This window comes from Thermophilibacter sp. ZX-H3 (assembly GCF_052599055.1).
This window is the reverse complement of record NZ_JBQXES010000017.1, coordinates 59,154-70,926: the sequence shown is the minus strand read 5'-3', so window position 1 is coordinate 70,926 and position 11,773 is coordinate 59,154. Positions and strand designations below refer to the sequence as shown.

The 11,773-nt window shown below is 64.0% G+C and carries 12 protein-coding genes; all 12 read left to right on the top strand.

The window, feature by feature from the left end; all coding sequences use genetic code 11:
- Positions 1 to 244: 244 nt before the first annotated feature.
- The 12 genes from ACULPM_RS08325 (at position 245) to ACULPM_RS08270 (ending at position 11,772) form a co-directional block, all read left to right on the top strand.
- Positions 245 to 1,591: a hemolysin family protein gene (locus tag ACULPM_RS08325; protein WP_445332009.1), complete on the top strand. Its 1,347-nt coding sequence runs from the start codon at positions 245 to 247 to the stop codon at positions 1,589 to 1,591.
- Between the two features lie 78 nt (positions 1,592 to 1,669).
- On the top strand, positions 1,670 to 2,692 hold the full coding sequence (locus ACULPM_RS08320; protein WP_445332010.1) for a cyanophycin synthetase family protein: 1,023 nt from the start codon (positions 1,670 to 1,672) through the stop codon (positions 2,690 to 2,692).
- A gap of 65 nt (positions 2,693 to 2,757) precedes the next feature.
- Positions 2,758 to 3,213: a YtxH domain-containing protein gene (locus ACULPM_RS08315; protein ID WP_445332011.1), complete on the top strand. Its 456-nt coding sequence runs from the start codon at positions 2,758 to 2,760 to the stop codon at positions 3,211 to 3,213.
- A gap of 9 nt (positions 3,214 to 3,222) precedes the next feature.
- Complete coding sequence (locus ACULPM_RS08310) at positions 3,223 to 4,263, top strand: PRC-barrel domain-containing protein (RefSeq protein ID WP_445332012.1); 1,041 nt, start codon at positions 3,223 to 3,225, stop codon at positions 4,261 to 4,263.
- A gap of 203 nt (positions 4,264 to 4,466) precedes the next feature.
- Positions 4,467 to 5,834 carry an LCP family protein gene (locus tag ACULPM_RS08305; protein ID WP_445332013.1) on the top strand — a complete coding sequence of 456 codons (1,368 nt, stop codon included), beginning with the start codon at positions 4,467 to 4,469 and terminating at the stop codon, positions 5,832 to 5,834.
- 332 nt (positions 5,835 to 6,166) lie between these two features.
- Positions 6,167 to 6,826, top strand: coding sequence for a YveK family protein (locus ACULPM_RS08300; protein ID WP_445332014.1), 660 nt, complete (start codon positions 6,167 to 6,169; stop codon positions 6,824 to 6,826).
- Positions 6,826 to 7,725, top strand: a complete 900-nt coding sequence (locus tag ACULPM_RS08295; protein ID WP_445332015.1) for a CpsD/CapB family tyrosine-protein kinase — start codon at positions 6,826 to 6,828, stop codon at positions 7,723 to 7,725. The genes ACULPM_RS08300 and ACULPM_RS08295 overlap by 1 nt, the downstream gene beginning before the upstream one ends.
- Positions 7,726 to 7,774: 49 nt before the next feature.
- Positions 7,775 to 8,437: a CpsB/CapC family capsule biosynthesis tyrosine phosphatase gene (locus ACULPM_RS08290; RefSeq protein ID WP_445332016.1), complete on the top strand. Its 663-nt coding sequence runs from the start codon at positions 7,775 to 7,777 to the stop codon at positions 8,435 to 8,437.
- A gap of 149 nt (positions 8,438 to 8,586) precedes the next feature.
- Positions 8,587 to 9,228, top strand: coding sequence for an antiterminator LoaP (gene loaP / locus ACULPM_RS08285; protein ID WP_445332333.1), 642 nt, complete (start codon positions 8,587 to 8,589; stop codon positions 9,226 to 9,228).
- A complete protein-coding gene (locus ACULPM_RS08280; RefSeq protein ID WP_445332018.1) occupies positions 9,209 to 9,958 on the top strand; it encodes a sugar transferase in 750 nt (249 codons plus the stop codon). The genes loaP and ACULPM_RS08280 overlap by 20 nt, the downstream gene beginning before the upstream one ends.
- A gap of 2 nt (positions 9,959 to 9,960) precedes the next feature.
- Positions 9,961 to 11,079 (top strand): glycosyltransferase family 4 protein, encoded by a 1,119-nt coding sequence (locus tag ACULPM_RS08275; protein WP_445332019.1) that lies wholly within the window; start codon positions 9,961 to 9,963, stop codon positions 11,077 to 11,079.
- Positions 11,080 to 11,772 carry a DapH/DapD/GlmU-related protein gene (locus ACULPM_RS08270; RefSeq protein WP_445332020.1) on the top strand — a complete coding sequence of 231 codons (693 nt, stop codon included), beginning with the start codon at positions 11,080 to 11,082 and terminating at the stop codon, positions 11,770 to 11,772.
- The last annotated feature ends 1 nt before the right edge of the window (position 11,773 follow it).

The following is an 11,773-nucleotide window of genomic DNA, read 5'->3' as shown; positions in this document are numbered from 1 at the left end:
AGGGGCCGGGCAGGAGGTTCAGGAACGCGCGGAGGGAGAAGAGGGAGAACGAGGAGTGGGTCGCAGCGGCGATCGCCGAGGCGACGAGGGAGCGGATGACTAACTATGCCGCTCGTTAGGGGCCACAACGTTGAATGCGCGCACGTCCCAGACCTGCTAAAATCAGTCCATTGTGCCGATGGCTCCATCGTCCCTGCCGGAGGCACGTATCTGACCCAAGACCAAGGAGGTCGCGCACACGCGCATGGACGTAGCCATTAGTATTGTCGTCACGTTTCTGCTCACGCTCGCCAACGGTTATTTCTCCGCGTCGGAGCTGGCCGTCGTATCCGCAAAGCGAGCGATACTCGAACCGGAGGCAGAGGAGGGCGACAAGCGTTCGCAGGCCGTCCTGAAGCTCTCCGCCGACTCTGGCCAGTTCCTCGCCACGATTCAGGTTGCCATCACGCTCGTTGGATTCGCCTCCTCGGCCTTCGCCAGCACGAGCCTCTCCGACCCGCTCGGCGGATGGTTCATGAGCCTCGGCATGCCGGAGGCCATCGCCCAGCCGCTCGCTCCCGTCATCATCACGCTCGCCGTCTCCTACCTCTCCATCGTGGTCGGCGAGCTCGTCCCCAAGCGCATCGCGCTCGCGGACTCCGAGGGCGTCGCCAAGTCGGTCTCGGGCGTCATCCGCACGTTCATGCACGTCGCGCGCCCCTTCGTCTGGCTGACCTCCAAGTCCGCCAACGGCCTCTCCGCCCTTCTGGGCATCGCCTCCGCCGACGAGCGCGAGGGCGTCTCCGAGGAGGAGATCAAGTATATGGTGACGGACGCCGATGAGCTCACGGATCAGGAGAAGTCCATGATCCACGAGGTCATCGACCTCGGCGACACCATCGCCCGCGAGGTCATGGTCCCGCGCGTCGACATGACGGCGATGGAGGACACCTCCACGCTCTCCGAGGTCCTCACCGTCATGCGCCGCACCGGTTACTCGCGCATCCCCATCTACCACGACTCCGTGGATCGCATCGTGGGCATCGCGCACATCAAGGACCTCATCAGCCCCATCCTCGATGACGGCCGCGGCTCTGACGCCGTCGCCGCGCACGTCCGCACTGCCGACTACGTCCCCGACACCAAGGACATCATCCCGCTGCTCTCCGAGATGCAGTCCAGCCACGACCAGATGGTCATCGTCGTCGACGAGTACGGCGGCACGGCCGGCATCATCACGGTCGAGGACATCGTCGAGGAGGTCGTCGGCGAGATCGAGGACGAGTTCGACCCCGACAACAAGTACCTCACCCAGCTCTCCGACCGCGAGTGGCTCGTCGACGGCCGCTTCTCCATCGACGACGCCATCGAGCTCGGCTGGCCCATCGAGGACAACGAGGAGTACGAGACCGTCGCCGGCTTCGTGCTCGAGCTCGCCGACAAGCTCCCGCGCCCCGGAGACGTCATCGAGAAGGACGGCTACCAGTTCCGCGTGCAGTCCATGCGCGGTCGCCGCCTCTCCATGCTCCGTGTCATCGCCCCCGAGCCGCCCGCCGAGGAGGACCAGAAGGACGCTGAGACCGAGGAGAACGTCGACTCGTCGAAGGAGTAGGGCCTCTTCCGCCGAGTTTCACTACAATGGGTGAATCACAGTCGCCCGCGTCCCGCGCGGACCGAGGGAGGGAGCTCGATGGCCCAGCTCTTTGACATCCAGAAGGTGACGGTCGGCCCGAGGAACCTCGAGGCCGTGGTCGCCCTTGCCCCGAGCGCTCCCGTCATGACGAGCGACGACATCGAGGCAACCGCCCACGTGTTCGACCTCCTGCCCGGCCTCATGGACCACATCTGCCTCGGGGACTCCTCCGAGCGCTTCACCGAGGTCGCCGGCAACACCGAGCTCGCGCACCTGCTCGAGCACGTGACCGTCGAGCTCCTCGCGCAGACGGACGTTGCCGGGGACATCTCGAGCGGTCGCACCACGCAGCTGGATGACCGCCTCTATCAGATCACGCTCGCCTGCTCGGACGACGTGCTCGTGGCCGGCGCGCTCTCGAGCGCGGTCTGGATCCTCCAGTGGGCCTTCTCCGGCGCGGGCGACCCCAAGCCGGACGTGGCCGCCACCGTCGAGGGCCTGGTCGCCCTCGTCAAGAGCCTGGACGAGAAGGACGAGGGCTCTGCGGAGTCCGACCTTCTGGGCGAGAAGGACGTCGAGCCCGAGCCTGAACCCGAGCCGGAGCCTGCTGTCGAGGAGGTCCCCGTTCCAGCCCCCGCGCCTATCGAGGCCGCGCAGGATTCCGAGGATGAGCCCGTCGACCTCGCACCCGAGCCCGAGGAGGTCCCGGAGCCCGCGCCCGAGTCTGAGCCCGCATCCGAGTCAGAGCTCGAGTCCGACGAGCCGGACGAGACCTGCGTCATGCACCCCGTCCCCGAGCCCGCGCCTGCCGACGACGCGCCCGAGCCGGAGCCCGAGCCTCAGCTCGTGATTGAGGAGGAGCCCGCGCCCGTCGAGGACGAGGAGCCTCTGCCCGATGCCGCCGAGCCGGAAGAGGAGCCCGTCCCGGCCCCGGAGCCGGAGGAGCCGGCCGAGGAGCCCGAGCCAGACCCTGAGCCCGAACCGGAGCCCGAGCCGGAACCTGAACCGGAACCGGAGCCCGCCAAGCCCGCGGACCCCTGGGACCTCATCGACGTCCCGCGTCCGCACCTCGTTCGCTAGCACGACCAGACGTAATTCGGCGCAGCACGCGCGCCCCGCACAGCACAGACCGACAGGAGGAAGACATGAACAAGAAGACCATCGGCTTTGTCCTCGGCAGCATCGTGGGCGCCGGCGCCGGCGTCATCGCCGGCCTCATGCTCGCCCCGCGCTCCGGCGCCGAGAGCCGCGCTATGGCGGCCGACGCCATGAACGACGCCTGGGACTCCGCCGTCGACACCTACGAGCGCGGCGCCAACGCCGTGAACGACAAGATCAACGACTTCCGCCCCACCGTCGACGCCAAGACCGATGAGCTACGCGCCAAGGTCGACCTCGCCCGCGAGCGCATGGACCAGCTCCGCGAGTCCCTCTCCAACGCCGTCGCCGACGCGTCCTCCCAGGTGAGCGACGCCGTCTCCTCCGTGAGCGACCGCGTCGCCGCCATGGCCGACGACATCACCCCCGAGTCCGCGCCCGCCGAGGCCGTGCACGTCGAGGTCGTCGACGCCGAGGACGACGACGAGATTCCCGCGGTCTAGGCGCCGCCCGTGCTCAAGGTCAGCCAGCTCGTCGGCCTGAGGGTCTTCGCGCCCAAGAAGCCCAAGACCCAGAAGGACGGCACCATAACCGAGCGCCTCCAGCGTCTCGGCAAGGTCCACAACGCGGTCTTCTCGCCCGACGGGAGGAGCGTGGTGGGCCTGCTCGTCAAGCGCCCGGACGTCGTCGGCATCATCAAGCGCGATGACGCCTTCGTCGCGCTCGACTCGTTCGAGCTCGCCCCGGACGGCACCGTCACCGTCACCCGCCCCGAGGACGGCCTCGACGACGCCGCCATCCGCCGCCTCAGCCTCGACTGGGACGCCTGCATCATCTGGTCCGGCATGGACGCCAAGACCACCGAGGGCAAGCCGCTCGGCTACGTCTCCGACGCGGAGTTCAGCGAGAAGACCGGTGAGGTCTCCCGCTTCTCCTCGACGGACGGAGGGGTGGCGCACGCCCTTCTCGGCTCCTTCGTCATCACGCCCGACATGCTGCGCGGCTACCGTGACGGCTGCATGATCGTGGACGCGGGCGGCCGCGCCGTGGAGCTCGACGGCGGCCTTGCCGGCGCGGCCGGCGAGGGGTACGCCCGCGCCAAGGTCAAGGGAGCCGAGGTGGGCAAGAAGGTCGGCGCCGCGGCCGGCGAGGCCGTGGACAAGGGCTCCTTCGCGCTCGGCAAGATGATCGGCAAGGCGCAGCGCGCCATCAAGGACGCCACCGAAGAGGGCGAGAAGGACGAGGCCGCCCCGCAGCCGCCGGCCATGGAGGCCGCGGACGTGCGCGTGACCAAGCCCGCCGAGGGCCTGCCCGAGCGCGCTGCCGAGGAGCCCGCCGACCGATCGGCGCCCAAGACGTATCGCCCCGCACCGGAGCAGCCCGCACCCGCCGCCAGGCCGGCCCAGAAGGCCTCCCCCAAGAGGCAGGCTCCCAAGAAGAAGCCCAACACGGGAGACAAGATCGCCCGCGCCGCCGGCAAGCAGCTCGGCTCGCTCGGCAAGATGCTCGGCTCCTTCAAGGACGAGTTCGACAAGGCGAGCAAGGGGGAGTAGCTCAGGATTTCTGCATGCCGGCTCGTCCTGTCCGAGGCTCAATTCGGCCCCAACAGCACGCGTCCAGATGACACCACCAATCAGACGCACAAGTGGTGCTGGTTGAGTGTCGGCTGTGGTGCGTTTTCATTTCAATGGGGGCACGCTTCGCGATAAGTTGACTATCATCTTCCACTAGGGTTAGACGTGGGAGGGGGTAGGTTATGAGCGATGATTACAACCTTGTGGAGGGCGAGTCGTCAGATGACATTGCTCACGAGGCGGAAAACTGCCCCGCAGACAACCTCGTCCCATCGCGTGCCGAGGGGATGCGCCCGTCGGTGACGCGCCGCCATGCTAAGCACGATCGGTTCGAGGCTGCCTTCCAGATGGATCTGGAGCCGGAGTCCCCCGCCGCCGTCAAAACGGGGCGTCACATGAAGGCCGTTGACCCAGCCGCGACGAGGGGGAGCGGTGAGATGGGTGGCCTCTCGGGAGAGTCTGAGAGGGAGAAAGCCGGCTCATCCGATAGGTCGCGCCGGGCTCCCCTGGCTGCCAAGGTATTGCTTGGCCTTGTGCTCTGCTTGGGAGTTGTGGCCGCCGCCACCGCATTTTGGGTCGGCGGGCTCAATAGCTCAATGCGGGTCAGTGACGAGCAGCGTACAGAACTTGATGAGGCGCTTGTTGAGCCTACGACCACACCACAGGAATCTCAGGGCAGCGTCTTCTATGCCCTCATAATTGGATCGGACGCTCGGGAAATGGATTCAATCTCCCGTTCTGACGTCATCATGCTTGCACGGGTTGATACGGCGCGTGCCACGGTCACGCTCGTCTCCATCCCTCGTGACACCATGATCAACGCGCAGGATGGCATCGAGAAGATTAACGCCCGTTACAACTACGGCCCCGCCGCTACGGTCAGGGCGGTTTCGGAGTTTGCCGGTGTGGACATATCGCATTATGTCGAGGTTGATTTCGGGGGGCTGGAAAGCGTGGTCGACGCCCTTGGCGGCGTGACGGTGAACATTCCGGAAGATATCACTGCAGGCAACGGAGGAATGGCGTTCTCTGCTGGCGAGCAGGTCCTCACGGGTGCGGAGGCGCTTTCCTATGCGCGTGAGCGCTATAACGTATCCGGTGGCGACTTTGGCCGTGCGCAAGCTCAGCGACAGATTGTCGAGGCCATCGTGCGCGAAGTTCTTGCAAGCAGTCCCGTAGAGCTTCCGAGCTTGATTGGCAAGCTGGCCCAGTCAATCTCCACTGATCTCTCCGTGGCCGACATTGCATCGTATGCGCTCGAAATCCAGCGCTCCGGAGCACAGCTCTCCGTCTATTCTGCGGCGACGCCGAGCTATAGCCTCACGCAGGGAGGCGTCTCATACGTAGCCACAATGTACGACGAGTGGCGGGCGATGATGCAGCGCGTAGACGCTGGTCTCGACCCCAACGATGCAGACGCCCAAGTTCCTGAGGAGCAGCTGGACAACGAGCGGCTTGGCTCGGCGAGTAACGCGGCTGGCCCGAGGGACTACGTCGATTTGGCTGCCTCCGCGGGCCTTACGACAGACGACGTGGCCGACCTTGGATAGACCCTGGGGAGAGTGGATTAGGGGAGAAGGAAGCACGGCTAAGGTGCTCGGATGGCTCAGGAATCCTTCTATCGCCCATCTGTATAGCTATTACAATATAATATATATAATTTAGTTATCTATTAAATAGAATAATTGATATGGATGCCTTGGAGAACGTAAGGAAATAAGGGATTCTCAGAATTGATATCGACATTACCCCTCCCCTAACATTAGTGTAGTTTTGGAAAAGAAGACGGGAGGGGGTCTCTCTGGGGCGTTCGAAGCCTCATGTGCGAGAAGGCCCACGAGCTGATGTGCATACCGCGCGTCGGAAAGGGGGGCCGGGCCGTATGACCCTGCTCGAGTTACTTCAGCTGCTGAGAAAGCATCTCAGGTTGGTGCTGACGCTGCCCGTGGCCTGTGCGGTCGCCATGGGGGTGTATGTCTTCGCCTTCGCGGGGAACACCTATACGGCGTCAACCAGCATGTACGTTCTTGCTCAGGCAAGCGAGTCTGCGAGCGGCAACCTCTCAACGGACCTCAGTGCTTCCCAGATGATCTCAAACGATGTATCGACGCTGCTCACGAGCGATCGCGTGAAGAGTGAGACAGCTTCCGACCTCGGCCTCGCCGATTTGGATGACTACGATGTCGAGGTAACGAGTGAGACCACCTCTCGTGTCGTGAGCCTCTCGGTCACTGGTCCGGATTCACAGACCGCAGCGGATATCGCCAACACCATGGTGGAGAAGGTCTCCGCTATCGCCCAGGAGGTCATGAGCATCGAGAGCGTCAACGCTATCGACCAGGCCCAGGCGCCAGGAAGCCCCAGCGGTCCCAATCGCTTGCTCTACATCGCCGTTGCCCTGATGGCTGGTCTTTTCGCGGCCATTGCCATTGTGGTAGTGGCCGACATGCTCGATACGCGCGTCCGCAGTCAGGAGGAGGTCGAGGAGCTCCTCGGCATCCCGGTGATTGGGCGCATTCCGGCAATGAAGGGAGGGCGATAATGCCCAAGATCCCCAGCAAGGGGACGACGGACACCGTCTTCCTCCAGAACGCGGTCAAGACGCTCGCCGCCAACATCCGCTTTGCATCCGTCGATGACCCCATCAAGACCATAGCGATGACTTCCTCGGTGCCCAATGAGGGGAAGAGCACCATTTCCGTCGAGCTTGCCCGTGCGCTCGCTTCGGGAGGAAAGAGCGTTCTCCTTGTCGAGGGGGATATGCGCCGTCGCACCCTCGCGGGCCTTCTCGGCATCCATCCGCGCAACGGCATCTATAGCGTCCTCTCTGGCAAGATTGCGCTCGAGGATGCGATTGCGCGCGTGGGAGAAAAGCCGAGCTTCTGGTTTCTCGACGCTGAGCCTCACATCCCAAATCCGGCGGACGTCTTCGCCTCACGTCGCTTCCGCCGCTTCGTAGAGGGGCTGTATCGGGAGTACGACTACGTGATCTTTGACACACCTCCCATATCCGCCTTCGTCGACGCTGCGGTGCTCGGTGCAGCCGTGGATGCGACCCTGCTCGTGGTGCGAGAGAACTTCGTCAAGCGCGATGAAATCGTTGCCGCATACGACCAGCTCAAGAAGGCGGGCGCAAACGTCATCGGCACCGTTCTCAACTTCTGTGACGCCAAACGGAACGAGTACTACTACAGCTACTACGAGTATGACGCTTCCTCGGTGGCTGAGAAGAGTGCGCCCGCGCCGGCAGCAAAGTCCGCGCCGGCGGCGCAACCACGAGTCACTGCGCCTGTGCAGCCTCGCGCTGCGGCGCCCGAACAGCAGTCGGCTCCCGCATCCGGATTGCGGCCCCTGCCGAAGGACTCCTACGTGGCGCCCGATAGTACGGCGCAGTTCCTCGCAGGCACCGCATATCGTCCGCGAGGCTACGAGGACGAGTAGCCCGTCGAACGCCAACCGCACGACCACGAGACGCGGAGAGGAGGACCACATGAGGGACATGCACTGCCACATCCTGCCCGGCGTCGACGACGGCGCGCAGAGCATGGACGATAGCCTCGCCATGGTGGAGGCCGCCCGTGCCGCCGGCGTGACGAGCATCGTGTGCACGCCCCACGCGCGCAGCCCGTACTTCGACTACGACGCCATGTGGTCCTCCTTCCGCGCCTTCGAGCCGCGCGCCCGCGAGATGGGCATGCCCGTCACCATGGGCTTCGAGGTGGCGCACTCCAAACTCATGCAGCTTGGCGTGGACCGCTGGGCCGAGCGCCTCGCCTTCGACGGCACGGGCGAGTTCCTGTTGGAGCTCGACTCCCGCTGCACCGAGGGGGACTTCCAGGAGTACGAGCGCACCATCTACGAGCTGCAGGGCTTGGGGCTCGACGTCATCGTGGCGCACCCGGAGCGCTACCGCGCGGTCCAGCACAACGTCGAGCTGGCCGAGCGCCTCGTGCGCCTGGGATGCAAGCTGCAGGCCTCCGCGGACTTCATCGCCGGTGGTCGCCTGGGGCGGGAGAAGCGTCCCGCGAGGAAGCTCTTCGAGCGCAACCTCTATCGCTACATCGCGAGCGACGCGCACCGGCCGGAGCACTATCGCTACCTCGAGCGCGCGGTGCGCGAGTACCCGAGGAGGGGGGCGCACATGAGGGCATAGCCGCGTCGGAACCCCCTCTTCTGGGCTCGCCAGCCAGGGTGGAACCCGGAAGAGGAGGCTCCGGCCCCCTGCCCGCGCAAGCGGGTCCGCGCATATCCGCAAGGCCAACAATCGTCGCCTAGGGCGCGTTGCTGAAAGGCTTACGGGGAATGAATACGTCGCTTACGGTGGGACGAGGGTCCCGGTGGCGAAGCCTTGCCGCAAACCGGCGGCAGGTGCGGCCATGCCCGTCTCGCAACAACGGGTGCCAGGCGCCTCCCGGAAAGGGGGCGCAGATGGCTCTATACGTTATACAGGTAATCGGAGGCAAGGAACAGCATGTCTGCGACCTTGTCAAACGTCAATTGAACGACATGATCGAGGACTGCTTCGTCCCGCGCCGCGAGGTCATGAGGCGCGCGGAGGGGCAGTGGACCACCATCCGGGAGACTCTCTTCCCCGGATACCTCTTCGTGGAGACCAAAGAGATCCAGCACGTGATGGAGCGCCTGGCACACATCCCGGCGTTCACGCGTCTTTTGGGCGTAGGCGACGAGAAGGTCATTCCCCTAAGCCAAGACGAGGTCGCCTGGCTCACCGCGCTCATGAAGCCGCTCGACAAGGTGGTGGAGATGAGCACGGGCGTCATCGAGGGCGACCAGGTCATCGTGACCGACGGACCCCTCAGGGGCTACGAGGCACTCATCAGCAAGATCGACCGCCACAAGCGGCTGGCCTTCCTGGACATGCGCATGTTCGGCAGGACCAAGACGATCAAGGTGGGGTTGGAGATTGTCAGAAAGCACGCTTGAGGTAGCCGTCTCAGCAGGCTCCACAACGGGCGAGAAGAACGTGGGGCTGCGGCTCGTTGAGGCAGAGGACCGGCGCTTCACGCCTGCGGAGCTCGAGCGCATTTCCTGCGGCATCGACCGCAGGCCGGTCTACCGCGTCGTCAAGCGCACCTTTGACATTGCCTTTAGCGCGTGCGTATTGGTAGTTCTACTGCCCGTGCTCGCGCTCATTGCGCTTGCCGTCTGGCTCGATGACCCGCATGGCTCCCCGCTCTTCTTCCAGGAGCGTGTGGGCAGGCGCGGACGTACCTTCAAGATGGTGAAGTTCCGCTCCATGTACGTGGACGCAGAGGACCGCCTCGAAGAGCTCATGTGCAATAACGAGAAGGACGGTCCGGTCTTCAAGATTAAGGACGACCCCCGCATCACGCGCGTGGGTAAATTCATTCGCAAGACCTCGCTCGACGAGCTTCCGCAGTTCTGGAATGTGCTCGTGGGTGATATGTCGGTCGTCGGTCCGCGACCCGCACTTCCGCGCGAGGTATGTCAGTACAGCCTGCGTGACCAGCTGAGGCTCGCCGTGCGTCCGGGTATCACCTGCTACTGGCAGACGAGGCGCAACCGCGACTCCATTACCTTCGATGAGTGGGTCGACCTCGATCTGCTCTACATCCTCAAGGCGAGCCTCTGGACCGATATCAAGCTAATCATCCAGACCGTGGGCTGCGTGCTCACGTTCCAGGGGGAGTAGCTGTGCGCATCGCCATGATTGGCCACAAGCGCTTTGGCTCGCGCGAGGGCGGCGTCGAGGTCGTCGTGACCGAGCTTGCCCGTCGCATGGCGGCGGAGGGGCATGAGGTCACGTGCTACGACCGCGGCGGCAAGGACGTCATGACGGGCAAGAAGAACCTTGGCGAGCGTGTCGTCGACGGCGTTCGCATCGTGCCGGTGCGTACGATTGATGCGAAGGGAGTGGCGGCGCTCAGCTCATCCTTCTTTGCGACGCTTGCCGCAATCAAGGACAGGCCCGACGTCATTCACTACCATGCTGAGGGCCCCTGTGTGCCGCTTCCGTTGGCACGTCGTGCGGGCATTCGCACGGTTGCGACGATTCACGGGCTTGACTGGCAGCGTGCCAAGTGGGGCCAGCTCGCTAGTACCTACATCAAGCTTGGGGAGAAGAACGCGGCAAAGCGGGCCGACGAGGTCATCGTCCTCTCACGGTCTGCACAGCGCTACTTCCTCGACGCGTATGGGCGAAGGACCGTCGTCATCCCCAACGGCATCAGTCCCAAGGAGCCTAGGGCCGCAAGCGCAATTGCCGAGCGTTGGGGGCTGGGGAGGGGCTCCTACATCCTCTTCCTCGGGCGTCTGGTCCCCGAGAAGCGCCCCGAGCTCCTCATAGAGGCCTTTAGGGGGCTCGAGACGGACAAGCGCCTCGTTATCGCTGGCGGCGGATCCGACACCTCAGTCTACGAGACGGTTCTCAAGCAGGCTGCCGAGGGCGATTCCCGCATCCTCTTCACCGGCTTCGTTCAGGGTGAGGAGCTTGCGGAACTTTACTCCAACGCGTACTGCTACGTGCTCCCCTCGGACGTCGAGGGCATGCCAATGAGCCTGCTCGAGGCCATGGCGTACGGATGCTGCTGCGTGACGAGCGACATTCCCGAGTGTGCCGATGTTATCGCGGACGCCGGGATGACGTTCCGCAGGGGAGACTGCGACTCCCTGCGCGATGTCCTGTCATCGCTCATCTCCGACGAGGGGGAGGCTCGTTCGCTCGGACTGACAGCCTGTAGACGCGCCAACGAGTCTTTCGGCTGGGACTCAGTTGTTCGATGGACGCTAGAGACGTACTGGGAGACTGCCTGAATGAAGAAGCTTGTTGAGAAGACTATTTCAAGAATAAAGGGCGAGCCATACCGGCTTGATCCAGCTATGACCTCTTCCGACCTCCTGATTATTCTGAAGGACAAGGTTTTCCAGGCGCTGCGTGGCCTCTGGAAAGGATTGTTCTTTGGCAGCAAGCACGGTATCGCCTTCATTGGTAAGCGGGTCACCATACGCCACGCACGCCATATTCGCGCGGAACGTGGTCTTACCATAGGCGACGGTGCCTACATCAATGCCCTTTCCAAAGACGGCATCGTGTTCGGCGACAACGTGAGCATCGGGGCGGGGTCTGTCATCGAGTGCACTGGCGTCATTCGCGAGCTTGGCGACGGCATTCGAATCGGCAGTCATGTGGGATTTGCTCAAAACGCATTTATTGCGGTGCGCGGTCCGGTGGAAATCGGAGATGACTGCATTTTCGGTCCAAACGTTGCCATCCACTCCGAGAACCACGTATTCTCAGATCCGGATGTGCCCATCCGCCTTCAGGGGGCTACCCGTGAAGGCGTCAAGATTGGTCGCGACTGCTGGGTCGGCGAGGGCGCGGTCATCCTCGACGGAGTCTCCGTCGGTGATAGCTGCGTGATTGCGGCGGGGGCCGTGGTTACCAAGGACGTCGAGGCGTTCAGCATTGTAGGCGGCGTGCCCGCCAAAGTTCTGGGGCGGCGTTAGC